Genomic DNA, 23,078 nt, shown 5'->3' on the forward strand with positions numbered 1-23,078 from the left:
CCAGGCGCTACAGGCCCCATTTTGGCAGCAACATGCTCCCGGAGCTTCATGTGCCAAAAGAAATTCCCCGCGAGCGCGGTCACCTGCGCACGCTTTTAACGCTCGCCCCCTATCTATGGCCGAAGGGCGAGCCCGGCCTGCGCTTCCGTGTGGTTGCCAGCCTGGTCCTGCTGGTCTTCGCCAAGGCCGCCAATGTCGTCGTGCCGATCGCCTTTGCCCGCGCCGTCGATGCCCTGGCGCCGGAGGTGGGGGCGGCCGGGACCATCGCCGTCGTGCCGATCGCGCTCGTGCTCGCCTATGGCCTGCTGCGCCTGACCAGCAGCGCCTTCAACGAGGCGCGGGACGCCATTTTCGTGAAGGTGCAGGCCCGGGCGACGCGGCGGATTGCGCTTCAGGTGTTCCAGCATCTGCATGCCCTGTCCCTGCGCTTCCACCTGGACCGGCAGACCGGCGGCCTGTCCCGCGTGCTCGAACGCGGCACGCGCGGCATGACCTTCGTGCTGGATTTTCTTCTATTCAACATCGTGCCCACCATCTTCGAGATCCTGCTGGTGGCGGCGATCCTCTGGGGGATGTTCGACTTCACCTTCAGCTTCGTCATCCTGGTGACGGTCGGCATCTACATTGCCTTCACCCTGATGTTCACCGAATGGCGGCTGCGCTTCCGCCGGGCGATGAACGACACCGATACGGAGGCGAATACCCGCGCCGTCGACAGCCTGCTGAACTTCGAGACGGTGAAGTACTTTGGCAACGAGCGCCACGAGGCGCGACGCTATGACGCCAGCCTGGAACGCTATGAACGCGCCTATTCCCGTTCCGAGGTCAGCCTGAATGCGCTGAACTTCGGCCAGCAGGCGGTGATCGCGCTCGGCCTGACGGTGGTGATGATGATGGCGGCCGGCCGCGTCTCCGGTGGCGGGATGACGGTCGGCGACTTCGTGCTGGTCAATACCTATATGATCCAGCTGTTCCAGCCGCTGAATTTCCTCGGTTTTGCCTATCGCGAGATCAAGCAGGGGCTGGTGGACATGGAAGCCATGTTCACCCTGATGCGGGAGGATCGGGAGGTTGCGGACGCGCCCGGCGCCCCCGCCCTGGTCGCCACCGGTGGCGAGGTGCGCTTTGACAATGTGCGCTTTGGCTATCGGCCGGATCGGGAGATCCTGAAGGGCGTCAGCTTCACCGTACCGCCGGGCCGGACCCTGGCCATTGTCGGCCCGACCGGGGCCGGCAAATCCACCATCAGCCGCCTGCTGTTCCGCTTCTACGACGCCACCGGCGGCCGGGTGATGATCGATGGGCAGGATGTGCGGGAGGTGCAGCAGGACAGCGTGCGGGCCGCGATCGGCGTGGTGCCGCAGGACACCGTGCTGTTCAACGACACCATCCGCTACAACATCGCCTATGGCCGCCCGGATGCGAGCCAGGAGGAGATCGAGGCGGCCGCCCGTGCCGCCCAGGTGCATGACTTCGTCCTGCGCCTGCCGGATGGCTATGAGACCAAGGTGGGTGAGCGCGGGCTGAAGCTGTCGGGCGGGGAGAAGCAGCGGGTCGCTGTCGCCCGGACCCTGCTGAAGAACCCGCGAATCGTCATCCTGGACGAGGCGACCAGCGCGCTCGACACCCGCACGGAACAGGATATCCAGACCGCGCTGCGCGATGCCGCCCGGGGCCGCACCACGCTGGTGATCGCCCACCGCCTGTCCACCGTGGTGGATGCGGATGAAATCCTGGTGTTGCAGGAAGGCCATGTGGCCGAGCGCGGCCCGCATGCCGCGCTGATCGCGGCGGATGGCCTCTACGCCGCCATGTGGCGCCGGCAGTCGGAGGCGGTGGCTGCCGCCGAGGCCGCCGCCGCCGCCCAGGCCGCCGCGGAACTGCCCGCCTGAGCCTGACTGCCTGAGCATTGGGACGGCGCGCGGGGGTTTCCTTGCCGCGCCGTCCTGCCTATGTCCCGATCCATTGAGGAGGCCACTATGCAGTTCGACCCCCAGGGCGTGGCCCCGGAAGATCTCAGCCATGCCGGTTCGGTGGTGGACAAGGCCATCGAATACATGATCGAGCAGGGCATTGCCCCGATCTCCATCGCCTCCGCCCTGCTGGGCGGCTCGCTGGGCATGCTGGCCCGCAGCATGGACGATCGGGCGGTGGCCGGTGTGCTGCGCAGCGCGCTGGCCTCCGTCGAGCATGGCGAATTGGAGGAAATGCGCCGCGCCACCGCCGCCGGGGAAGGCTGAGGCAAGGCTGCCAAGGGGGGCGGGGCCACCGCCCATCCGCGGAATTGTGATGCGGGCGCGTGTCAGCCAGCGGGCCAATGCCCTGCGATGGGCATCGCCGGCTGCTGCATCTGGCATTGCACATCGTTGCGCTCATGCCTAATGAGGATGGTCCCGATTGACTCGCTGAAGCGGGCAGGGGGCACGTCCAGAGGGCAAAAAAAATGAGCGAGACGAACACGCGTGCAGCCGGCCGTCGTGGCCTGCTCAAGGCGGCTGCCGTGGGCGCCGCGGGAACCGCCGTGCTGGCCACACCCAGTGTCAGCCGCGCACAGACGACGGTACTGCGCTTCCAGTCGACCTGGCCGCAGCGCGACATCTTCCACGAATTCGCCCAGGATTACGTCAGCCGCGTCAATGCGATGGCGGGCGGGCGGCTGCGGCTGGAACTGCTGGCGGCCGGCGCCGTCGTCGGCGCCTTCCAGCTGATGGACGCCGTGCATGCCGGCACGCTGGATGGCGGGCATGGCGTCTCGGCCTATTGGTTCGGCAAGAACAAGGCCTTCAGCCTGTTCGGCACCTCCCCCCCCTGGTTCGGCGATGCCAACCAGCTTCTCGGCTGGTTCTACCACGGCGGCGGCGAGGCTCTGTACAAGGAGCTGGTCAACGACATCCTGCGGCTGAACATCGTGGGCTTCCAGAGCGGGCCGATGCCGACCCAGCCGCTGGGCTGGTTCAAGAACCCCGTCACCAGCGTCGAGCAGATCCGCGGCCTGCGCTACCGCACCGTGGGGCTCGCCACCGACCTGTTCAACGAGATGGGCGCCGCCGTGGTGGCGCTGCCGGGCGGGGAGATCGTGCCGGCGCTGGAGCGTGGCGTGATCGACGGCGCGGAATTCAACAACCCGTCCTCCGACCGCGTGCTGGGCTTCGCCGATGTGGCGAAGAACTACATGATCCAGTCCTTCCACCAGCGGACGGAATCCTTCGAGATCCTGTTCAACAAGGGCAAGTATGACGGGCTGCCGGCCGAGTTGCAGGCCGTTCTGCGCCATGCATCGGAAGCTGCTTCCTCCGACATGTCCTGGAAGCTGCAGGATCGCTATTCGAAGGACCTGGTGGCGCTGGCGCAGTCCGGCGTGAATGTGCAGGCGACGCCGCGCCCGGTGCTGGATGCACAGCTCCGCGCCTGGGACACCGTGGTGCAGCGGCTGGAGGCCGATGCCTCCAGCCCCGCCAATGGTCCCTATTTCAAGAAGGTCTGCGACAGCCAGCGGGACTGGTGCCGCCGGGTGGGCGGTTTCTTCCTGCGCTACGAGGCCAGCCCGGTGATCTCCTACAACCACTTCTTCGCCCGCCGGGGCTGATGCCGCCTGCCAGGCCCGCTTCCCGGCGGGCCTGGACCCATCCGGCGCTGCCGTCATCGCCAGAGGCCCTATTCCATGCAGCGAGCTTTGATTGGCATCGACCGCCTCTCCACCATCGTCGGCCAGGTCTTCGCCTGGACCGTCGTGGTGCTGACGGGGGTGATCGTCTACGACGTCACCGCCCGTCGTTTCTTCGCCGCGCCGACCACCTGGGCCTTCGACACGTCCTATATGCTGTACGGGACGCTGTTCATGATGGCGGGCGCCTATGCGCTGTCCCGCAACGGCCATGTGCGGGGTGACTTCCTGTACCGCCTGTTCCGGCCCGCCTTGCAGGCGAAGTTCGACCTGGTTCTATATTTCCTGTTCTTCTTCCCCGCGATCCTCGCCTTCATGATCTCCGGCTGGCATTTCTCGGTGCAGTCCTGGGCGCAGAACGAACAGTCCAGCATGAGCCCGAACGGCCCCATCATCTGGCCCTTCAAGTTCCTCATTCCCATCGTCGGCCTGCTGCTGCTGCTGCAAGGCGTGGTGGAGGTTGTCCGCTGCGTGCAATGCATCCGCACCGGCGTCTGGCCGCAGCGGCTGTCCGATGTGGAGGAGCTGGAGAAGCAGATCCTCGCCGCGGCGGAAGCGAAGGGCGCCGAGGCGCTGGCGGCGGAGATGGCGCGTGGTGGCGAGGCAGCCCTGGTTCTGGCGGCCCAGACCCCCGACGCCTCCCGCGATCCCGAACCCCGTCACCCGCATTCCTGAGTCTATTCCTGAGTCTGGGGCCCGAACGCCATGAGTGACGCCTCGCTGGGGCTGACCCAGCTCCTGCTGTTCCTGTTCTTCATCATGCTGGGCTTTCCCATTGCCTTCACCCTGATGGCGATGGGCCTGTTCTTCGGCTACCTCGGGATGCAGGAGCGGGTCTTCGACCTGCTGGTGCAGCGCACCTATGCGGTGATGAGCAACGACGTTCTGATCTCCGTCCCGCTCTTCGTCTTCATGGGCTACATCATCGAGCGGGCGAATATCCTCGACCGATTGTTCCGCGCCTTGCAGATGGCCAGTCGCAACGTGCCGGGCAGCCTGGCCGTCGCCACGCTCGTCACCTGCGCGCTCTTCGCCACGGCAACGGGCATCGTCGGCGCGGTGGTGACGCTGATGGGGCTGCTGGCCTTCCCGGCCATGTTGCGGGCCGGCTACGATCCTCGGCTGGCGGCCGGCGTGACCTGCGCGGGCGGCTGCCTCGGCATCCTGATCCCGCCTTCGATCATGCTGATTCTCTATGGCGCGACGGCGGGCGTTTCCGTGGTGCAGCTCTACGCCGCGGCCTTCATCCCGGGCGTCACCCTGGCGCTCTGCTACGTGATCTATGCGGTCAGCGTCGGCATCTTCCAGCCGGAGCGGGCGCCGAGGCTGCCGCCGGATGCGGTGGCCGTGCCGGTGCCGCAGGTCATCCTGGCCCTGCTGACTTCCTTCTTCCCGCTGGCCTTCCTGATTTCCGCGGTTCTGGGGTCCATCCTGTTCGGCATTGCCACGCCCTCCGAGGCAGCGGCGATGGGGTCGCTCGGTTCGGTGTTCCTGGCCATCGTCTATCGCGCCTTCACCTTCCAGAAGTTAAAGGAAAGCGTGTTCCTGACGGCGCGGACCAGCGCGATGGTCTGCTGGCTGTTCGTCGGCAGCTACATCTTCTCCTCCGTCTTCGGCTATCTCGGCGGTCAGTCGGTGGTCGAGGAATTCGTCAAATCGCTGCCGCTGAACAGCTTCACCTTCCTGCTGCTGGCGCAGGTCATCATCTTCATCCTCGGCTGGCCGCTGGAATGGACGGAGATCATCGTGATCTTCGTGCCGATCTTTCTGCCCCTGCTGGACGATTTCGGCGTCAGCCCGATTTTCTTCGGTATCATGATCGCGCTGAACCTGCAGACATCCTTCCTGTCGCCCCCCGTGGCCATGGCGGCCTTCTATCTGAAGGGCGTGGCGCCGCCGCATGTCAGCCTGGGCGATATCTTCCGGGGCTGCATGCCCTTCATCTACATCGTCATCTTCTGCATGGCGCTGGTCTACATCTTCCCCGCGCTGGTGACCTGGCTGCCCGAGACGCTCTATGGCGGCTCCGCACCCGTGCCCGGCGCGCCGAGCATGCTGGATGCGCCGCCGGCCGGGGGCTTCATCGAGCAGGAGGAAGTTGTCCTCCCACCGCTGAATTGAGGGTGGGAATGCAGGACTGGTCGCCGGCGGCCGCCACGCGGTGGCTGGCGGAGGCGGTGGAGACAGGCAATCCGCTGGGCGAGCTGCCGCCCGAGATCGCGCCGCAGGACCTGGAGCAGGCCGAGGCGGTGGCGCTGGCGGTGCTGGAACAGCTGGAGATCGCGCCCTGCGGTGTCCGCCTGCTGCTCCGCCCCGGCGCGGCGCCCCTGGCGGGGCCGATGATCGAGGGGCGGCTGGTGCCGAAGGGCGCGACCATCGCCCTCGATGCCCTGCACCACCCGCGCCTGACGGCCGCCGCGATCGGCGTGCTGGCCGAGCCGCTGCAAGCGGGGGCGCCGCCGGTCTTCGCCGCGCTGCATGCCGCGATCGACATTGCCGCCACGCGTCATGCTGTGGATACCGACGATGAACTCGCCCTGACCGCGGACCTCGCGCGGCTGGGTCTGGTGGTGGCCGGGCGTGGCAAGCGCCTGGTGCTGGGGGTGGTGCCCGCCAGCCTGGGGGCGGCGGGGGTGCGCCGGAAGGCCGAGCGGCATGATCTGGCCGAGGCCTTTCGGCAGGCGGCGGACTTCGCCCTGAAGCTGGGCGGGCTGCCGGCCGGTGGCCTTCTGGTGGTGGCGGGGCTGACCCCGCCGATACAGGCCAAGGGGGAGGTCTCGGTCTCCCTCGGTCCGCTGGGGCGGGTGGAGGCTATCTGCGCCTGACTTCGGCGGCGCCGGTCAGCCCGGCCTGAAGCGCGCGCTGGTCACGGCATCGGCGCGCAGCGCGGTCTCCACCTCGGCGCGGGCTCCCTCATCCGGGACCAGCGCGATGACACTGCCGAACCAGGCGCAGCTTCCCCGCACCCGCGCCTGGAAAAGCTGGTCCAGCGCCGCGGCCACCGGCGAGCGCCCGGCGCAGCAGGCGCAGGCCATGGCGTGGCGTGGGCCATCCGGCTGGAAGCGGGCGGCTGGCGCGCCATCTGTGTCGATGTCCGCCAGCCCTTCCGGGATCAGCAGGGCGGCGACTACCCCTTCTGGTTGCGCCGCCAGGGCAGCCGGCAGGTCGGTCGGCGCGATCAGCCGCAAGGGGATTCGGGCATCCATGGACCAGCTCATAGACTAGACATAAGGATATCTTTATGTCATTTGCAAGCCATGGATGATCTGCTCACCCAGCTTCGCGCCGCGGCCGAGCCGACCCGCCTGCGCCTGCTGTCGCTCTGTGCCCGAGGCGCGTTCTGCGTGTCGGATCTCTGCGGCATATTGGGCCAGTCCCAGCCCCGCCTGTCGCGCCACCTGAAGCTGCTGGTCGAGGCCGGGCTGCTGGAGCGGATGCCGGAGGGGGCGAATGTCTTCTTCCAGCTGCCCGCCAGTGCCGATCTGGTCCGCCAGATCCTGGCCCGGCTGCCGGAGGAAGACCCGCTGCTGGCCGCCGACCGCCGCGCCGCCGCGCGGCTCGCGGCGGAACGGGCGCGCATCGCCTCCGACGCCTTCCGCCGGCATGGCGCCGATTGGGATGAGATGCGGGCGCTGGAGCTTCCGGCGGCCGCGATCGAGGCGGCGCTGCTGCAAGCCCTGCCGGACAGCTTCGAGCGTCTTCTCGATATCGGCAGCGGCACCGGCCGGCTGATGGAGGTGCTGGCGCCGCGCTGCACCCATGCGCTGGGCGTGGATGCGAGCCGGGAAATGCTGGCTTTGGCCCGTGCCCGGCTGGCCGAACGCGGGCTGAGCCACTGCACCGTGCGCCATGCCGATATGTACCGCCTGCCGCTGCCCGATGGTGGTTTCGACGTCGTGACCCTGCAGATGGTGCTACACTATGCGGAAGACCCCGCCGCCGCGTTGGCCGAGGCCGCGCGGGTGCTGAATCCTGGCGGCCTGCTGGTGGTGGTGGATCTGGCGCCACATGCGCGCGCCGATCTGCTGGGCCGGCACGCGCATCGCTGGCCCGGCTTCGACGATGCCCAGCTCGCCGGCTGGCTGGGTGCCGCTGGCTGCGCCCTGCGCCAGCCGCACAGCATCGATGGGGCGCTGCCCGTCCGGCTCTGGCCGGCGCAGCGCCAGACTGCCCCCGTTTCCGTTTCGTCCCGTTGAAGGGTTCATTCTCCATGTCCCGCCCGCATCTTCTCGACGCCCTCAAGGACCAGGTGCTGCTCTGTGACGGTGGCATGGGCAGCCGCGTCCAGGCGCTGACGCTCGACACCGACAAGGACTTTTGGGGGAAGGAGAACTGCACCGAGGTCCTGAACCTCTCGCGCCCCGACCTCGTCCGTGAAATCCACCGCGGCTATTACGAGGCCGGCGCCGACATGGTGCTGACCAACAGCTTTGGTGGCTCCCCCGTCACGCTCGGGGAGTTCGAGCTGGAGGACAAGGCCTTCGAGATCAACAAGCTCTCGGTGGAGCTGGCGCGGGAAGCGGCGGAGAGTTTTGCGGATGGCCGCCACCGCTGGGTGATCGGCGATATCGGCCCGGGCACCAAGCTGCCGAGCCTGGGCAATATCAGCTACGACGCGCTGGAAGCCGCGCTGGTCCTGCAATGCGAGGGGCTGATCGCCGGCGGTGCCGATGCGCTGCTGACCGAGACCAACCAGGACACGCTGTTCATCAAGGCCGCGGTGAACGCCGCCAAGATCGCCCGCGCCCGGGCGAAGTCGGATATCCCGATCTTCGTGCAGGTGACGGTGGAGACCACCGGCACGCTGCTGGTCGGCCCCGACATCGCCGCCGCCACGACCGTGGTGCATTCCCTGGACGTGCCGCTGATCGGCCTGAACTGCGCGACGGGCCCGCAGGAGATGGCGGAGCATGTGCGCTGGCTGTCGCAGAACTGGCCCGGCTTCATCAGCGTGCAGCCCAATGCCGGCCTGCCGGAGCTGGTGGACGGCAAGACCCATTACCCGTTGAGCCCGCAGGACCTGGCGAGCTGGATGGAACGCTTCGTGCTGGAGGATGGGCTGAACCTGATCGGCGGCTGCTGCGGCACCTCCACGCCGCATATCCAGGCGCTGGACGGGCTGCTGCGCAAGCTGGGTGGCGCGCGCCATCGCCCGGCGCCCGTGCCGCGCAAGCCGGTCTGGGTGCCCTCCGTCGCCAGCCTCTATGGCGCGACCTCCCTGCGGCAGGAGAACAGCTACTTCTCGATCGGCGAGCGCTGCAACGCCAATGGCTCCAAGCTGTGGCGCCAGCGGCAGGAGGCGCATGACTGGGATGGCTGCGTCGCCATCGGGCGCGAACAGGTGGCCGAAGGCTCCAACAGCCTCGATGTCTGCACCGCCTTTGTCGGCCGCAATGAGATGGAGGAGATGAACGAGGTCATCCGCCGCTTCACCAGCAGCGTGAATTCACCCCTCGTCATTGACTCGACCGAGACGCCGGTGATCGAGGCCGCGCTGAAGCTGCATGGCGGCAAGCCGATCATCAACTCGATCAACTTCGAGGATGGCGAGGAAGCGGCGCATGACCGCCTGAAGCTGGCGAAGAAGTTCGGTGCCGCCGTCATTGCCTTGACCATCGACGAGGTCGGCATGGCGAAGACGGCGGAGGACAAGCTGCGCATCGCGGAGCGGCTGGTGGACTTCGCCTGCAACAAATACGGCCTGGCGCAATCCGACCTGCTGATCGACCCGCTGACCTTCACCATCGCCACGGGTAATGAGGACGACCGCAAGCTCGGCCTCTGGACGCTGGAAGGCATCCGCATGATCCGGGAGAAATTCCCGGACATCCAGATCATCCTCGGCCTGTCCAATATTTCCTTCGGCCTGAACCCGGCCGCCCGGCACGTTCTCAACAGCGTGTTCCTGGATCATGCGGTGAAGGCCGGCATGACCGGCGCCATCGTCCACGTCTCCAAGATCAAGCCCCTGCACCAGATTCCGCCGGAGGAGGTGGAGGTGGTGGAGGATCTGATCTTCGACCGCCGCCGCGAAGGCTACGACCCCTTGCAGAAGGTGCTGGAGATCTTCTCCGGCCGTAAGGCGGCGGACAACGTCAAGAAGGCCCGCGCCGAAACCGTCGAAGGCCGGCTGAAGGACCGCATCGTCGATGGCGATCGCAAGGGCCTCGGCGAAGAGCTTCAGGTCGCGCTCGACCAGGGCAATACGCCGCTCTCCATCATCAATGACGTGCTGCTGGACGGCATGAAGGTGGTGGGGGAGCTGTTCGGCGCCGGCAAGATGCAGCTGCCCTTCGTGCTGCAAAGCGCGGAGACGATGAAGGCCGCCGTCGCCTATCTCGAACCCTTCATGGAGAAGGTCGAAGGGCAGGAGAAGGGCACGATCGTGCTCGGCACGGTGAAGGGCGATGTGCATGACATCGGCAAGAACCTGGTCGACATCATCCTGACCAATAACGGCTACAAGGTCGTCAATCTCGGCATCAAGGTGCCGCTGATCGACATCGTCGCCGCGGCGAAGGAACACCGGGCCAATGCCATCGGCATGTCCGGCCTGCTGGTGAAATCCACCGTGGTGATGCGCGAGAATCTGGAGGAGATGAGCCGCCAGGGCATCGACATTCCCGTGATGCTCGGCGGCGCCGCGCTGACCCGCAACTATGTCGAGGATGACTGCGTGAAGGCCTATGCCTGCGGGCGCGTGGCCTATGCGCGGGATGCCTTCGATGGCCTGCACCTGATGGACAAGGTGATGGGCAATGGCTTCGAGGACTACCTCCAGGCCTTGCAGGCCAAGCGCGTGGGCAAGGCGAAGAACGAGAAGCGCACCCTCGGCCAGGCCGATCCGCGCGGCTTCGCGCCGGTCGATCTCGGCTATGCGCAGGAACGCCGCCGCCGCGTCTCCGCGGAAAGCCCAGTGCCGGTGCCGCCCTTCTGGGGTGCGCGGGTGGTGGAGGCGCCGCCGAAGGCGATCATCCCCTTCATCAACGAGCGCAGCCTGTACCAATTCCAGTGGGGCTTCCGGAAGGCCGGACGGTCGCTGGAGGATTTCCTGGGCTGGGCCAAGCAGGAATTGCGCCCCGTGCTGAAGCGCATGCTGGCGCTGGCGGAGGAGCAGAAGATCCTGAAGCCGCAGGCGATCTACGGCTATTGGAAATGCGCTGGCCAGGGCAACGATCTGGTGCTGTTCGCGGAGGACGGCGTGACGGAGGTCTGCCGCTTCAACCTGCCGCGCCAGCCGAAGCCGGACGGCGAATGCATCGCCGACTTCGTCCGCGACATCGACGAGGGGCCGCAATCCCGCGACGTGATCGGCATGCAGGTGGTGACCGTCGGCCAGAAGGCGTCCGACATTGCGCGCGAATGGTTCGAGGACAACCGCTACCAGGACTACCTGTACCTGCATGGCCTGTCGGTGGAGATGGCGGAGGCGATGGCGGAATACGTCCATAAGCGCATCCGCGCCGAACTCGGCTATGCCGGGGAGGATGACCGCGACATGGACAAGATGCTGCAGCAATCCTATCGCGGCGGCCGCTATTCCTTCGGCTACCCGGCCTGCCCGAAGCTGGAGGACCAGGAGCCCCTGCTGAAGCTGCTGGATGCGGAGCGGATCGGCGTATCCATTTCCGACGAGTGGCAGCTGCATCCGGAACAGTCGACCAGCGCCATCGTGCTGCATCATCCTCGGGCCAAGTACTTCTCGGTCTGAGCGGCGCTGGGAGGTTGCGGGGCGGGGGGCTGGCGGGGCATCAAGCGGGCGATCCAGCGGAGAGCGGTTCGGTGCGCCTGATTGCCATATCCCCAGCCCCCGCTGTGCCTGAGGGCCGACCCGGATGACCCGAGTCGCGAACTTCGCCCTGGCCAGCGTGGGCATCGCGCTGCTGGTGCTGGGGCTGAAGACCGGCGCCTGGTGGCTGACCGGCAGCGTTGCGCTGTTCGCCGATGCGCTGGAGAGCGTGGTGAATGTCGCCGCTGCCCTTGCCGCGCTGGCCGCCATTCGCGTTTCCGCCAAGCCGCCCGATGCCGACCACCCCTATGGCCATGCCAAGGCCGAGTATTTCTCGGCGGTGCTGGAAGGGGTGCTGATCTGCGTCGCCGCCTTGCTGATCCTGCACGAGGCCTGGCAGGCCTGGTTGACGCCGCGCCTGCTGGAACAGGCGGTGGCCGGTCTGGTGGTCTCGGGCATCGCGACCGCCATCAATGGCGCCTGGGCGGCGGCGCTGTTCAAGCGCGGCCGCGCCGCCCGATCGCCCGCTTTGCTGGCGGATGCGCGCCACCTGCTGTCGGATGTCATCACCTCCGGCGGCGTGTTGCTGGGGGTGGCGCTGGTGGCGCTGACCGGGGTGCCCTGGATCGACCCCCTGATGGCGGCGCTGACGGCGGTGAACATCCTGTTCTCCGGCTGGCGGCTGATGCGCGAATCCTTCGGCGGCCTTATGGACGAGGCTGCGCCGGCCGAGGAACTCGGCCAGATCCGCAGCCTGGTCGCGACCCATGCCGTGGGCGCGATCGAGGCGCATGACCTGCGTACCCGCCGGTCCGGTCGCTACACCTTCGTCGAATTCCATCTGGTGGTGCCGGGCGACATGACGGTGACGGAGGCGCATGCCATCTGCGACCGCATCGAAGGCGCCCTGAAGGCGCAGCTCGACACCGCCGTCATCACCATCCATGTGGAGCCGGAGGGCAAGGCCAAGCATCAGGGCGTCCTGGTGCTGTGACGCGCGCCGCGCGGTCGCGTCGCCGGCGCCGGCAGTGGCGGGTGCCGTTATGGCTGGCGCTGTCGGGGCTGCTGCATGCGGCCGCCGTGCTGGCAGCGCTGATGATGCAGCGTGAACCCCTGCCGGCGGCGGCGGAACAGCAGGTGGCGCTGGTCTGGGCCGAGCCGTCACCCGGCGCTGGCGATGCGGCCGATTCGGCCGGGTCCAGCGAGGCGGCCAGGGAGCCTCCGCCGCCGGAACCCCCCGCGCCGCCACCACCCGTCAGCCCCCCGATGCCGGAGCCACCTGCGCCCGAGCCCACCGCACCGGAGCCGCCCCCCGTCGCGCCGCCCGAGCCGACGCCTGCGGAGCCTGCGCAGGCCGAAGCGGAGGCTCTGCCCCCGCCACCGCCCTCGGCGCCACCGCCACCACCACCCGCGCCGCGCCCACCGCCGCGGGCCGCCGCCGCGCCGCCGGCCCGCGAAGCGCCTGGCGCTCCCGCTGCCGATGGCGCGGCGGCCACGACGCCGCCGATGGCCAGCGGGTCGGGCGAGGTCTCCGGCGCCGTGGTGCCGCCGCGCCAGCTCGGCGGCGCCGCCAACCCGCCGCCCGAATACCCCTATGCCAGCCGGATTCGGAATGAGCAGGGCCAGGTGACGTTGCGGCTGGAAATCGACACCATCGGCGGTGTCACCGATGTCCGGGTGCTGCGTTCGGCCGGCTATCCCGCCTTGGATCAGGCGGCGATGCAGGCGGTGCGGCGCTGGCGGTTCGAGCCGGCGATGCGCGATGGCGTGCCGGTCTTTTCCTCCACCTCCATCGGCATCACCTTCCAGCTCGAAGGAGACCGTAGATGGTAAGGTTGGACGTGATCATGACCCGTGGCGGCGATGCGGGGGAAACCTCGCTCGGCGATGGCACGCGGGTCCGCAAGGATGCCCTGCGCGTGGCGGCCTATGGCACGGTGGATGAGGCGAATGCCGCGATCGGCCTGCTGCGTCTGCATCTGGGGGGCGATGCGGCGGCGGATGCGATGCTGGCGCGCATCCAGAACGACCTGTTCGATCTGGGGGCCGATCTCTGCGTGCCCGGCACCGGGGAGGGCCGGCTGCGGGTGACCGACCACCAATGCCTGCGGCTGGAGACGGAGCTGGCCGAGATGAACCGGCCGATCCCGCCCTTGCGCAGCTTCGTATTGCCCGGCGGCACCCCCGGCGCCGCCCATGCCCATCTGGCCCGCACCATCACGCGCCGGGCGGAACGCGACGTGGTGGCGCTGGCGGCGGAGGAGGCGGTGAATCCCGCCGTGGTCCGCTACCTCAACCGCCTGTCGGACCACCTGTTCGTGCTGTCGCGCCGGCTGAACGCTAACGGCGCGGGGGATATCCCCTGGACCCCCGGCGCCAGTCGCTAACTCAGAGGCCCGGAGGCGTATTTGGCGCAGCCGGGGCGGGTGAGCAGGCGCTGATACCAGGCCTCCAGCGCCGGCATCGGGGCCCGCTCAATCGGCATGACGAACCAGCGATGCGCGTAGATGCCCAGCGCGATGTCGGCCAGGGTGAAGTCGTCCCCGGTGATGAAGGGACGCCCCGTCAGGTGCCGGTCCAGCATGGCCCAGAGCTGCTCGGCCTCGGCGCGCGCCTTGTGGGTGGCGGGCCAGTCGCGATCCGCCTCGGGGATGCGGACATAGGTGAAGAAGACCGTTGTCATCGGCCGGTTCAGCGTGCCGAGCTGCCAGTCCATCCAGCGGTCGCAATCGGCCGCCAGCCGCAGGTCCGACGGATAGATCGGGTTGCCCGGCGTCTTGCTGCGCGCCAGGTAGCGCAGGATGGCGTTGCTTTCCCACAGCACGAAGCCATCCGGCTCCTCGATGGTGGGGACCAGGGCATTGGGGTTCTTGGCCAGGTAGTCGGGCTCCCGCGTCCGGCCGAAGGCGCCGCCGGCGTCGATGCGTTCGAAGGGCAGGCCGAGCTCCTCGCACAGCCACAGCACCTTCATGACATTGGACGAATTGGCGCGGCCCCAGATGCGCAGCATTTTGGTCTTCCCCTCCGGTCTGCGCGGCACGTTAAGGCGCGGGGCACAGGGGGTCCAGTTGCCGTTCGGCGCGGGCTGGCCGATGAATGCGACACGATGAACGCCTCCTTCCTGGTCGCGGCCCTGGCCGCCGCCGCCCCCCTGATGGCCATGGGCTTCGAGCGCTGGCCCGGATTGGCTCCCTGTGCGCTCTGCCTCTGGCAGCGCTGGCCCTATTGGGTGGCGGCGGTGCTGGCGCTGCTGGCCGGGCTGCTGCCGCCGCCCTGGCGCGTCTGGATGCTGCGCGCGGCGGCCGTGGCCGTAGCCGTCTCCGGCGCCATCGCCGCGCTGCATGTGGGCGTGGAGCAGGGCTGGTGGCCCTCGCCCTTGCCGGCCTGCCTGGCGCCGAGTGTCGGCAGCGGGGTCAGCGTCGATGACCTGATGGCCAGCCTGACGCCGCTGCCGAGCAAGCCCTGCGACGAGCCCGCCTATCTGATTCCGGGCCTGCCCCTTTCCGTCGCGACGATGAACCTGATCTATGCCCTGCTGCTTGCCGGCTGGACGTGGCGCCAGGCCGGACGTTCAGGGAGGGTGTGATGCCGAATCGCGAGACCGCCGAGGGCCGCCTGCCGGGCGACCCGACCCCGCGCGACTATCTGGCCCGGACCATCCGGGTGGACCACGCCGGCGAATACGGCGCCAAGCGGATCTATGAGGGCCAGCTCGCCGTGCTCGGCCGGACCAAATACGGGCCGGTGCTGGAGCATATGAAGGCGCAGGAACAGGTGCATCTGGACACCTTCACCCGGCTGATCGGGGAACGCCGGGTGCGGCCGACGGCCCTGCTGCCGATCTGGCACGTGGCCGGCTTCGCGCTGGGTGCGGCCACCGCCCTGCTGGGCCATCGCGGCGCCATGGCCTGCACCGTGGCGGTGGAGGAGGCGATCGACGAGCATTACCGCGCGCAGCTCGACACCCTCGGCGAGGATGAGGCTGCGCTGCGCGGCGATATCGAGCGCTTCCGGCAGGAGGAGCTGGAACACCGCGACATCGGGCTGGAGAATGAGGCGGAGCTGGCGCCGGCCTACAAGCTGCTGAGCGCCGCCATCAAGGCGGGCTGCAAGGTGGCGATCAAGGTCAGCGAGAGGGTTTGAGAGCTCAGCTCTCCAGTTCGCTGTCCCAGTACAGATAGTCGCGCCAGCTTTCATGCAGGTAGTTGGGCGGGAAGGACCGGCCGTTTTCCTGCAATTCCCAGCTGGTGGGCTGGCGTGGCTCCTGGCGCGGAAACATCCGGCATTCGCGCGGCAGCTTGTTGCCCTTGCGCAGGTTGCAGGGGCCGCAGGCGGTGATGACGTTTTCCCAGGTGGTGCGGCCGCCGCGGCTGCGGGGGATCACATGGTCGAAGGTCAGTTCTGGCGTCGGGCGTCCCTCGCCGCAATACTGGCATTCGAAGCTGTCGCGCAGGAACACGTTGAAGCGTGTGAACGCCGGGCGGCGCGCCGCCGGGATATAGTCCTTCAGCGCGATCACGCTCGGCAGGCGCATGGTCATGCTCGGCGAATGGACCGAGGCCTCATATTCCGACAGAACCGAGACGCGGTCCAGGAAGACAGCCTTTACAGCATCCTGCCAGGCCCAGACCGAGAGGGGGAAATACGACAGTGGCCGGAAATCCGCGTTCAGCACGAGCGCGGGAAAGGACTGGCCGATCTGGAAGTGTCCGCCGTCAGGCAAGCGCCACTCCTATGAATGGCGACACATACCCAGCCCTGGGGCCACAAACGTTAGCAAAGCCCCATATTCTGTGGCAGCGCCGCGTTGACCGGACCTTCATGCCAGGGCCGCCCCGCAGGCGCAACCGCCGGTTTTTCAGGTTTCACGCGGCGGTCATGCGCCGCCCGCCAATTCGCGCTGCAAGGCGAGCGCGCCCAGGCTGATGCCGACCTCGTCGATGCCATGCGCCAGGCCCGGTCGGTAGACCGCCTCCACCGTCAGCCCCGCCGCGCGCAGCGCCTGTTCGGCGCGGCGACTGGCGGCGGCGGGCACCACCTCATCGGCCTCGCCATGCACCAGCAGGATGGGCGGGCCTCCATTGGGCAGCGAGTCGGGGGCGAGCAGCGCGCCGGCATAGGCCAGGATGGCGGCGCAGCGGCCGGGCCAGGACAGCCCCGCCTGCAGGGCCATCATCGCCCCCTGGCTGAACCCCGCCAGCGCCAGGTCGCGGGAGGTCAGGCCGAGGCGCGCCAGTTCCGCCTCCACATGCGGGCGCAGCCAGGCGGTGGCGGCCTCCGCCCCGGCGCGCATCATGGCCGGGCTGCGATCCTGCAGGCTGAACCATTGCCTTCCATAGGGGGCCATGTCGCAGGGCTCCGGCGCATGCGGGGCGATGAACAGCGCCTCCGGCACCGCCTTGCCCCAGCCGGGGGCGAGGTCGATCAGGTCGAAGCCATCGGCGCCGACGCCATGCAGCAACACCACCAGCTTGCGCGGGGCACCGCCCGAGGCGGGACCCCAGCGCGGCCCATCCCATCCATCCGCCATCGCTTGCTCCCTCTGCCGATCGTCCGCTACGCCGGGGCAGGATGACCGCGCCTCGGCCCCTCGTCACCCGCTTCGCGCCCAGCCCGACGGGTTTCCTGCATCTGGGCCATGCCCATTCCGCCCTGGCGGGGTGGCGCCGCGCGCGGGCCGGCGGCGGGCGCTTCCTGCTGCGGATCGAGGATATCGACGCCACCCGCTGCCGGCCGGAATTCACCGAGGCGGTTTTCGAGGATCTGGCCTGGCTCGGCCTCGACTGGGACGGGCCGGTACGGGTGCAGTCGCGGCACATGGCCGATTACAGGGTGACCCTGGATTCGCTGGCCGGGCGGGGGCTGCTCTATCCCTGCTTTTGCAGCCGTGGCGACATCGCGCGGGAGATCGCCGGCAGCGCGGCCGCGCCGCATGGCCCGGACGGCCCGCTCTACCCCGGCACCTGCCGGCGGCTGACGGACGATGCGCGGCAACGCCGGCTGGCGGCGGGGGCGCCGCATGCGCTGCGCCTGGATATGGGCCGCGCTTTGGCTGGGCTGGAGGCGCCGCTGGATTTCGAGGAGGCGGGAAAGGGCCGCCTGCGCTGCGATCCGGGCCGCTTCGGCGATGTGGTGCTGGCGCGGAAGGAGGTGCCGGCCAGCTACCATCTCTGCGTCACCCATGATGATGCGCGGGATGGCGTGACGCTGGTGACGCGCGGGGCGGACCTGCTGCCGGCGACCGATCTGCATCGGCTGTTGCAGCATCTCATGGGCTGGCCGGAGCCTGCCTATGCGCATCACGCCCTGCTGACGGATGCCTCCGGACGGCGCCTGGCGAAGCGGGATGGCGCGCCGACGCTGCGCGACCTACGCCGCCAGGGCGCCAGCCCGGCGGAGGTGCGGGCCATGGCGGGGTGGCCGGACTGATATCAAATCCGCGGATCGTGACCGATCCGCCTCAATCGCCGGCGCGCGACTCCGCGCGCTTGGCTGCGCGCCACTTGGCGCGGCGGCCATTCGGCCGCTGGCCCGCCTTCGGCGGGAGCAGGTTCCGATCAATGGGATTTGGCAGCACTCAGTGCCCGCCACCCAGATAGGCGTCGCGGATTTCCGGACGGGCCAGCAGTTCGGCGCCGCTGCCGCTCATGGTGATGCGGCCGGTCACCAGCACATAGCCGCGATGCGCCAGGCGCAGCGCCTGGTTCGCGTTCTGCTCCACCAGCAGCACGGTCAGCCCCTCCTGCTCATTCAATGCGCGGATCGCCGCAAAAATCTGCCGGGAGATCAGCGGGGCGAGGCCGAGCGAGGGCTCGTCCAGCAGCAGCAGGCGCGGGCGGGACATCAGCGCGCGGCCGATGGCCAGCATCTGCTGCTCGCCGCCCGAAAGCGTGCCGCCGCGCTGCGACTGCCGCTCCTCCAGGCGCGGAAACAGCGCAAATACCTTGGGCAGTTGCGGCGCCGGGTCCTGCCCCGCGCCCTGCGCGCCGAGGATCAGGTTTTCCAGCACCGACATGCGCGGGAAGATGCGCCGCCCCTCCGGCGATTGGGCGACGCCGCTGCGCATGATCTCATGCGTCGGCCTGGCGGTGATGTCCTGGCCGTCCAGCAGGATCCGGCCGGTGCGGGCGCGGGGATCGCCACAGATGCTCATCAGCAGGGTGGATTTGCCGGCGCCATTGGCGCCGATCAGCGTGACGATCTCGCCCTTCTCGACATGCAGGGACACGCCCTTCAGCGCCTCCACCGCGCCGTAGCCGGTGGCCAGCCCCTCCACCTCCAGCATCGTGCCGGGCATCAGGCCTCCTCCTCCTCGCCCAGATAGGCGGCGATGACGTGGCGGTCGCTGCGCACGGCGGCGGGTGGCCCTTCGGCGATCTTCCGGCCGTGGTCGAGCACCACGACCTGGTCGGAGATGCGCATGACGATGCCCATGTCATGCTCGATCAGCAGCACGGAGGTCGGCGCGCTGGCGGTGGCCGTGCCGTCGCGGATGGCGGCGAGCAGTTTCGCCAGATCGTCCGATTCACGCGGGTTCAGCCCGGCAGCCGGCTCATCCAGGCAGAGCAGCGCCGGGCCGGTGCACATGGCGCGGGCGATTTCCAGCCGGCGCTGGGCGCCATAGGGCAGGGCGCCAGCCGCGTCATCGGCGCGATCCAGCAGGTTGGTGGCGCGCAGCCAGTCCACCGCTTTCGCGATCGCCTCGGCCTCCGCCGCCTTGTAGCCGGACAGGCCGAGCATGGCGCCGATGCCGAAGCCGGTGGCCTTCTGCAGCTTCAGATGCTGGGCGATCAGCAGGTTCTCCAGCACCGTCATGCCGGCGAAGAGCCGGATGTTCTGGAAGGTGCGGGCGACGCCGGCGCGGGCGATGCGATGGTCCTTCAGCCGCTGCAATTCGGCGATGCTGCCATCCGCGCGGCGCAGGCGGATCTGCCCGCCGGTCGGGCGGTAGAAGCCGGTGATGCAGTTGAAGACGGTGGTCTTGCCGGCGCCGTTCGGGCCGATCAGCGCGGTGATGCTGCCGCGCTGGACCGCGAAATCCACCGCATCGACGGCGAGCAGCCCGCCGAAGCGCATGGTCAGCCCCTCGACGCGCAGGATTTCGCTTCCTGCCTCCTCCACTGCGACGCTCATCCGCGGCCCTCGCCCACGAGGCTCGCATCGATGCGCCGCCGCTCCCCCAGCAGCACGCTCGGGGCGCGGGAACCCACCAGGCCGCGCGGGCGCGCCACCATGATGATGACCATGGCGGCGCCGAAGACCAGCATCCGGTACTCGTCCAGGTCGCGAAACAGCTCGAACCCACCGATCATGACGATGGCGGCGACCGCGATGCCGATCTGGCTGCCGAGGCCGCCCAGCACGACGATGGCCAGGATGATGGCGCTTTCGATGAAGGTGAAGCTTTCCGGGCTGATGAAGGCCTGGCGGGTGGCGAAGAAGGCGCCGGCGAAGCCCGCGAACATGGCGCCCAGCGCGAAGGCGGTCAGCTTCGTGGCGGTGATGTTGATGCCGAGCGCCCGGCAGGCGATTTCATCCTCGCGCAGCGCCTCCCACGCCCGGCCGATGGGCTGGCGGCGGATGCGCAGCGCGACCCAGTTGGTCAGCAGGGCCAGGGCGAGGATCAGATAGTACAGGAAGATCACGCGGTGGGTGGGGCTCGGCTCCAGCCCGAAGAAGCCGGCGAAGGTGCCGGGGCCGCCGGACATGCTGAAGGGCAGACCGAAGAAGGTCGGGCGCGGGATGCCGGAAATGCCATTGGGGCCGCCGGTCAGGCTCACCCAGTTCAGCAGCACGATGCGGATGATCTCGCCGAAGGCCAGCGTGACGATGGCCAGGTAATCGCCACGCAACCGCAGCACCGGAAAGCCCAGCAGCACACCCCAGAAGGCCGCCAGGATTCCCGCCAGCGGCAGGCAGATCCAGAAGGACAGCCCAAAATACTGGGCCAGCAGCGCGTAGGAATAGGCACCGACCGCGTAGAAGGCGACGTAGCCCAGGTCCAGCAGCCCGGCGAGGCCGACCACGATGTTCAGCCCCCAGCCGAGCATCACATAGGTCAGCACCAGGATGCCAAGATCGAGTTCATAGCGGCCGATGCCGGGGATGAAGGGCAGCACCAGCGCCAGGGCCAGCAGCGCCGGCCCGAACAGCAGCCCCGCGCGCGAAATCCCCGTGCCCATCAGGGCGGAACCGGCGGCCGGCAGGCGCGGCCGCGGCCAGAGTGCCATGGCAAACCGCAGCACGAAGACCGCGGCGCAGAGCAGCGCCACATCCATCCAGCGGCTGCGCAGCAGTAGCGCGCCGCTGGGGCTGACATCGGTGCGCAGCCCCACCATCACCACGAACAGGCCGAAGGCCACCAGCATCGCCTTGGCCGCATCGAGCAGCGCCGCGCCGAGCCGTCCCGCCATGGGGGAGGGCGTCATACCTTCTCGACCTCCTGCCGGCCGAGCAGGCCGGTGGGCAGGAAGATCAGGGTCAGGACCAGGATGCTGAAGGCCGCGACATCCTTGTATTGCACGGAGAAATAGGCGGACCAGAAGGTCTCGATCAGGCCGATCAGCAGCCCGCCGAGCACCGCGCCGGGTAGGCTGCCGATGCCGCCCAGCACCGCCGCGGTGAAGGCCTTCACGCCCACGATGAAGCCCATGAAGAAATCGGCGATGCCATAGCGCAGCAGGTAGAGCGTGCCGGCCACGGCGGCGAGCGACGCACCGATGACAAAGGCCAGGCTGATGGTGCGGTCGGTGTTGATCCCCAGCAGGGCGGCCATCCTGCGGTCCTGCTCACAGGCCCGCATCGCCCGACCCAGCGCTGTTCGCGTGACCAGCCAGGTAAAGACCGCCAGTACCGCCAGGGTGGAACAGATGATGAGGATCTGCATGTAGGACAGCTGCACCACGAAGCTGCCATCCCGCAGCAGCTCGATCCCACCCTGGATCTGCGGCTCCAGCGGTTTCACTCGGGCGCCCTGGCTGACCTGCACGAAGTTCTGCAGCACGATCGACATGCCGATGGCCGAGATCAGCGGCGCCAGCCGAAAGCTGCCGCGCAGCGGGCGATAGGCGACGCGCTCCACCGTCCAGCCATAGAGCGCGGTGAAGACCATGGAGATCGCCAGCACCAGGATGATGGCCGCCGGCCCGCCCATCAGGTCGCTGGAGGTCAGCAGCGTGATCGCGATCAGCGCCACGAAGGCGCCCACCATGAAGATGTCGCCGTGGGCGAAATTGATCATGCCGATGATGCCGTAGACCATGGTGTAGCCCACCGCGATCAGCCCGTAGATCATGCCGAGGCTGATGCCGTTGATCAGCTGCTGGAGCGCATAGGCCAAGGCCGATTCCTTCTGCGGCGGCACCGTTATCCCGACCGTCACGCAAGCCGTGGGGCTTCGCAAGAGATTTTGGGTGGCCGCCGGCGGGGCTGCCCTTGCTGCGGCGCAAGCGCCGTGCCCATCCTGGCGGGACTGTCCTCACGGGAACGCGATCTTGGCCTTGCGCATTGGAATCGTTGGCGCCGGCCTGTGCGGCCTGGCAAGCGCGGCCCTGCTGGCCGGGGATGGCCATGTTGTGGAGGTTCTGGAGCGGGCGGAGCGAGCCCGGCCGGTAGGCGCCGGATTGCTGTTGCAGCCGCCTGGCATCGCCATTCTGGACGAGATGGGCGCGCTTCCCTCGGTCACCGCCCAGGGCGCCCGCATCCGCCATCTGGACAGCCGCACCCCGGGCGGCGCCCGGCTGCTCGACCTGCATTATGAGGATCTGGCGCCCGGGCTGCATGGGCTGGGGCTGACGCGGCCGGCCATCTGGTCCGCCTTGCTGGAGGCCGCGCTCGATGCCGGAGCGGTGCTGCGGCAGGGCTGCGCCGTGGCGCGCCTGGAGCAGAGAGAGGATTCGGCGCTGGCGGTGCTGGCCAATGGCGAGACGCGGCGCTTCGATCTGCTGGTCGTGGCGGCCGGCACCCATGCCAGCCTGTGGGCCGGGCGGCCGGGGCACCGGGCGCGGCTTTATCCCTGGGGCTGCCTCTGGGCCACGGTGCGGCTGCCGCCGGACTGGCGGCTCGACGTGCTGACGCAGCGTTGCGTGGGTACGGGGGTGATGGTGGGGGTGCTGCCGATCGGCACGGCCGGCGGCGAACAGCTCGGCGCGTTGTATTGGAGCATCCGCAACGACCGGGTGCCGGCCTGGCGGGCCTCCCCATTCGTACACTGGCAGGCGGAGGTGGCGCGCGCCTGGCCCGAGGCCGCGGCGCTGCTTCACGGCCTTGCCCATGGCGATGTCGAGCACGCGACCTATCGCGACGTCTGGGCTGCGCCGCCGCATGACGGACGCCTGCTGGTGATGGGCGACGCCGCGCATGGCACCAGCCCGCAACTCGGCCAGGGCACGACCCAAGCGCTGCGCGACGCCAAGGCGCTGATCGAGGCGCTGCGCGAAGACCAGCCGATTCCGGCGCGGCTCTCCGCCTATTGGAAGGCGCGACGCCGCCGCACGGCCTATTACCGCTTGGCGAGCCGGGCGCTGACGCCGGTGTTTCAGTCCGACATTCCGGGCCTGGCCTGGCTGCGGGACCGGCTGGCCGGGCCGATCGGCCGCATACCGCTGGTGCAACGCCAAGCGCTGTTGACACTGGCCGGGCTGAAGGAGGGGGTGTGGGGCGGCGGCTGAGCCGTTGAATGGGGCA

Annotated in this window: 23 protein-coding genes; 15 read left to right on the forward strand and 8 right to left on the reverse strand. The window is 68.7% G+C overall.

From position 1 onward, the window contains the following. The first annotated feature begins 32 nt into the window (after positions 1 to 32). From ACVFYP_RS03070 to ACVFYP_RS03095, 6 genes are all read left to right on the forward strand, one after another. On the forward strand, positions 33 to 1,892 hold the full coding sequence (locus ACVFYP_RS03070; RefSeq protein WP_499198650.1) for an ABCB family ABC transporter ATP-binding protein/permease: 1,860 nt from the start codon (positions 33 to 35) through the stop codon (positions 1,890 to 1,892). An 87-nt stretch (positions 1,893 to 1,979) separates the two neighbouring features. Next, entirely contained in the window at positions 1,980 to 2,240 is a 261-nt protein-coding gene (locus ACVFYP_RS03075) for a hypothetical protein (protein WP_499198651.1), read from the forward strand. A gap of 203 nt (positions 2,241 to 2,443) precedes the next feature. Beyond that, positions 2,444 to 3,586: a TRAP transporter substrate-binding protein gene (locus ACVFYP_RS03080; RefSeq protein ID WP_499198652.1), complete on the forward strand. Its 1,143-nt coding sequence runs from the start codon at positions 2,444 to 2,446 to the stop codon at positions 3,584 to 3,586. A 75-nt stretch (positions 3,587 to 3,661) separates the two neighbouring features. Beyond that, a complete protein-coding gene (locus tag ACVFYP_RS03085; RefSeq protein WP_499198653.1) occupies positions 3,662 to 4,339 on the forward strand; it encodes a TRAP transporter small permease subunit in 678 nt (225 codons plus the stop codon). A gap of 30 nt (positions 4,340 to 4,369) precedes the next feature. Continuing rightward, the gene (locus ACVFYP_RS03090) at positions 4,370 to 5,785 is read left to right on the forward strand and encodes a TRAP transporter large permease (protein ID WP_499198654.1); all 1,416 of its coding nucleotides are present in this window, start codon (positions 4,370 to 4,372) and stop codon (positions 5,783 to 5,785) included. Positions 5,786 to 5,793: 8 nt separating this feature from the next. Continuing rightward, positions 5,794 to 6,489, forward strand: coding sequence for a hypothetical protein (locus ACVFYP_RS03095; protein ID WP_499198655.1), 696 nt, complete (start codon positions 5,794 to 5,796; stop codon positions 6,487 to 6,489). 15 nt (positions 6,490 to 6,504) lie between these two features. Here the strand turns inward: ACVFYP_RS03095 and ACVFYP_RS03100 are convergent, their stop codons facing one another. Further along, positions 6,505 to 6,870 carry a hypothetical protein gene (locus ACVFYP_RS03100; protein WP_499198656.1) on the reverse strand — a complete coding sequence of 122 codons (366 nt, stop codon included), beginning with the start codon at positions 6,868 to 6,870 and terminating at the stop codon, positions 6,505 to 6,507. A 51-nt stretch (positions 6,871 to 6,921) separates the two neighbouring features. Between ACVFYP_RS03100 and ACVFYP_RS03105 the strand changes: the two genes are divergently transcribed. The 5 genes from ACVFYP_RS03105 (at position 6,922) to ACVFYP_RS03125 (ending at position 13,780) form a co-directional block, all read left to right on the forward strand. Beyond that, complete coding sequence (locus ACVFYP_RS03105) at positions 6,922 to 7,860, forward strand: ArsR/SmtB family transcription factor (protein WP_499198657.1); 939 nt, start codon at positions 6,922 to 6,924, stop codon at positions 7,858 to 7,860. A gap of 14 nt (positions 7,861 to 7,874) precedes the next feature. Beyond that, positions 7,875 to 11,375: a methionine synthase gene (gene metH, locus ACVFYP_RS03110; protein ID WP_499198658.1), complete on the forward strand. Its 3,501-nt coding sequence runs from the start codon at positions 7,875 to 7,877 to the stop codon at positions 11,373 to 11,375. A gap of 124 nt (positions 11,376 to 11,499) precedes the next feature. Beyond that, positions 11,500 to 12,387: a cation diffusion facilitator family transporter gene (locus tag ACVFYP_RS03115; RefSeq protein WP_499198659.1), complete on the forward strand. Its 888-nt coding sequence runs from the start codon at positions 11,500 to 11,502 to the stop codon at positions 12,385 to 12,387. A 41-nt stretch (positions 12,388 to 12,428) separates the two neighbouring features. Further along, complete coding sequence (locus ACVFYP_RS03120) at positions 12,429 to 13,226, forward strand: energy transducer TonB (protein ID WP_499198660.1); 798 nt, start codon at positions 12,429 to 12,431, stop codon at positions 13,224 to 13,226. Continuing rightward, on the forward strand, positions 13,220 to 13,780 hold the full coding sequence (locus ACVFYP_RS03125) for a cob(I)yrinic acid a,c-diamide adenosyltransferase (RefSeq protein ID WP_499198661.1): 561 nt from the start codon (positions 13,220 to 13,222) through the stop codon (positions 13,778 to 13,780). Before ACVFYP_RS03120 ends, ACVFYP_RS03125 begins: the two co-directional genes overlap by 7 nt. Here the strand turns inward: ACVFYP_RS03125 and ACVFYP_RS03130 are convergent. Next, complete coding sequence (locus ACVFYP_RS03130) at positions 13,777 to 14,403, reverse strand: glutathione S-transferase family protein (protein WP_499198662.1); 627 nt, start codon at positions 14,401 to 14,403, stop codon at positions 13,777 to 13,779. The two genes, ACVFYP_RS03125 and ACVFYP_RS03130, sit on opposite strands and share 4 nt — an antisense overlap. Positions 14,404 to 14,499: 96 nt before the next feature. On the opposite strand from ACVFYP_RS03130, the gene ACVFYP_RS03135 reads away from it, so the two are divergent. Further along, positions 14,500 to 14,979 (forward strand): disulfide bond formation protein B, encoded by a 480-nt coding sequence (locus ACVFYP_RS03135; RefSeq protein WP_499198663.1) that lies wholly within the window; start codon positions 14,500 to 14,502, stop codon positions 14,977 to 14,979. Then, complete coding sequence (locus tag ACVFYP_RS03140; protein ID WP_499198664.1) at positions 14,979 to 15,536, forward strand: demethoxyubiquinone hydroxylase family protein; 558 nt, start codon at positions 14,979 to 14,981, stop codon at positions 15,534 to 15,536. The genes ACVFYP_RS03135 and ACVFYP_RS03140 overlap by 1 nt, the downstream gene beginning before the upstream one ends. A 4-nt stretch (positions 15,537 to 15,540) precedes the next feature. Here the strand turns inward: ACVFYP_RS03140 and ACVFYP_RS03145 are convergent, their stop codons facing one another. Together ACVFYP_RS03145 and ACVFYP_RS03150 are read right to left on the reverse strand one after the other, a co-directional pair. Beyond that, entirely contained in the window at positions 15,541 to 16,116 is a 576-nt protein-coding gene (locus ACVFYP_RS03145) for an HNH endonuclease (RefSeq protein WP_499198665.1), read from the reverse strand. Between the two features lie 153 nt (positions 16,117 to 16,269). Then, positions 16,270 to 16,923, reverse strand: coding sequence for an alpha/beta hydrolase (locus ACVFYP_RS03150; RefSeq protein ID WP_499198666.1), 654 nt, complete (start codon positions 16,921 to 16,923; stop codon positions 16,270 to 16,272). Positions 16,924 to 16,964: 41 nt separating this feature from the next. Here ACVFYP_RS03150 and gluQRS point away from each other — a divergent pair, with 41 nt between their 5' ends. After that, positions 16,965 to 17,822: a tRNA glutamyl-Q(34) synthetase GluQRS gene (gluQRS, locus tag ACVFYP_RS03155; RefSeq protein WP_499198667.1), complete on the forward strand. Its 858-nt coding sequence runs from the start codon at positions 16,965 to 16,967 to the stop codon at positions 17,820 to 17,822. A gap of 148 nt (positions 17,823 to 17,970) precedes the next feature. Here the strand turns inward: gluQRS and ACVFYP_RS03160 are convergent, their stop codons facing one another. Genes ACVFYP_RS03160 through ACVFYP_RS03175 form a run of 4 tightly spaced genes read right to left on the reverse strand, consistent with a single transcriptional unit; the run spans position 17,971 to position 21,732 of the window. Beyond that, entirely contained in the window at positions 17,971 to 18,690 is a 720-nt protein-coding gene (locus ACVFYP_RS03160) for an ABC transporter ATP-binding protein (protein WP_499198668.1), read from the reverse strand. Further along, positions 18,690 to 19,526 (reverse strand): ABC transporter ATP-binding protein, encoded by an 837-nt coding sequence (locus ACVFYP_RS03165; RefSeq protein ID WP_499198669.1) that lies wholly within the window; start codon positions 19,524 to 19,526, stop codon positions 18,690 to 18,692. The genes ACVFYP_RS03160 and ACVFYP_RS03165 overlap by 1 nt, the downstream gene beginning before the upstream one ends. Next, a complete protein-coding gene (livM, locus tag ACVFYP_RS03170) occupies positions 19,523 to 20,821 on the reverse strand; it encodes a high-affinity branched-chain amino acid ABC transporter permease LivM (protein ID WP_499198670.1) in 1,299 nt (432 codons plus the stop codon). Before livM ends, ACVFYP_RS03165 begins: the two co-directional genes overlap by 4 nt. Beyond that, positions 20,818 to 21,732, reverse strand: a complete 915-nt coding sequence (locus tag ACVFYP_RS03175; RefSeq protein ID WP_499198671.1) for a branched-chain amino acid ABC transporter permease — start codon at positions 21,730 to 21,732, stop codon at positions 20,818 to 20,820. Before ACVFYP_RS03175 ends, livM begins: the two co-directional genes overlap by 4 nt. Positions 21,733 to 21,886: 154 nt before the next feature. Here ACVFYP_RS03175 and ACVFYP_RS03180 point away from each other — a divergent pair, with 154 nt between their 5' ends. Then, positions 21,887 to 23,062 (forward strand): FAD-dependent oxidoreductase, encoded by a 1,176-nt coding sequence (locus ACVFYP_RS03180; RefSeq protein WP_499198672.1) that lies wholly within the window; start codon positions 21,887 to 21,889, stop codon positions 23,060 to 23,062. Positions 23,063 to 23,078 lie beyond the last annotated feature (16 nt).

The sequence above is a fragment of the Roseomonas sp. F4 genome (genome assembly GCF_053891155.1).

Coding starts and splice junctions, on each gene's coding strand:
- metH (WP_499198658.1), top strand. CDS start 7,875: ATGTCCCGCCCGCATCTTCTCGACGCCCTCAAGGACCAGGTGCTGCTC.
- ACVFYP_RS03100 (WP_499198656.1), bottom strand. CDS start 6,870: ATGGATGCCCGAATCCCCTTGCGGCTGATCGCGCCGACCGACCTGCCG.
- ACVFYP_RS03140 (WP_499198664.1), top strand. CDS start 14,979: ATGCCGAATCGCGAGACCGCCGAGGGCCGCCTGCCGGGCGACCCGACC.
- livM (WP_499198670.1), bottom strand. CDS start 20,821: ATGACGCCCTCCCCCATGGCGGGACGGCTCGGCGCGGCGCTGCTCGAT.
- ACVFYP_RS03165 (WP_499198669.1), bottom strand. CDS start 19,526: ATGAGCGTCGCAGTGGAGGAGGCAGGAAGCGAAATCCTGCGCGTCGAG.
- ACVFYP_RS03095 (WP_499198655.1), top strand. CDS start 5,794: ATGCAGGACTGGTCGCCGGCGGCCGCCACGCGGTGGCTGGCGGAGGCG.
- ACVFYP_RS03130 (WP_499198662.1), bottom strand. CDS start 14,403: ATGCTGCGCATCTGGGGCCGCGCCAATTCGTCCAATGTCATGAAGGTG.
- ACVFYP_RS03125 (WP_499198661.1), top strand. CDS start 13,220: ATGGTAAGGTTGGACGTGATCATGACCCGTGGCGGCGATGCGGGGGAA.
- ACVFYP_RS03150 (WP_499198666.1), bottom strand. CDS start 16,923: ATGGCGGATGGATGGGATGGGCCGCGCTGGGGTCCCGCCTCGGGCGGT.
- ACVFYP_RS03080 (WP_499198652.1), top strand. CDS start 2,444: ATGAGCGAGACGAACACGCGTGCAGCCGGCCGTCGTGGCCTGCTCAAG.
- ACVFYP_RS03115 (WP_499198659.1), top strand. CDS start 11,500: ATGACCCGAGTCGCGAACTTCGCCCTGGCCAGCGTGGGCATCGCGCTG.
- ACVFYP_RS03135 (WP_499198663.1), top strand. CDS start 14,500: ATGAACGCCTCCTTCCTGGTCGCGGCCCTGGCCGCCGCCGCCCCCCTG.
- ACVFYP_RS03075 (WP_499198651.1), top strand. CDS start 1,980: ATGCAGTTCGACCCCCAGGGCGTGGCCCCGGAAGATCTCAGCCATGCC.
- ACVFYP_RS03105 (WP_499198657.1), top strand. CDS start 6,922: ATGGATGATCTGCTCACCCAGCTTCGCGCCGCGGCCGAGCCGACCCGC.
- ACVFYP_RS03070 (WP_499198650.1), top strand. CDS start 33: ATGCTCCCGGAGCTTCATGTGCCAAAAGAAATTCCCCGCGAGCGCGGT.
- ACVFYP_RS03160 (WP_499198668.1), bottom strand. CDS start 18,690: ATGCCCGGCACGATGCTGGAGGTGGAGGGGCTGGCCACCGGCTACGGC.
- gluQRS (WP_499198667.1), top strand. CDS start 16,965: ATGACCGCGCCTCGGCCCCTCGTCACCCGCTTCGCGCCCAGCCCGACG.
- ACVFYP_RS03090 (WP_499198654.1), top strand. CDS start 4,370: ATGAGTGACGCCTCGCTGGGGCTGACCCAGCTCCTGCTGTTCCTGTTC.
- ACVFYP_RS03085 (WP_499198653.1), top strand. CDS start 3,662: ATGCAGCGAGCTTTGATTGGCATCGACCGCCTCTCCACCATCGTCGGC.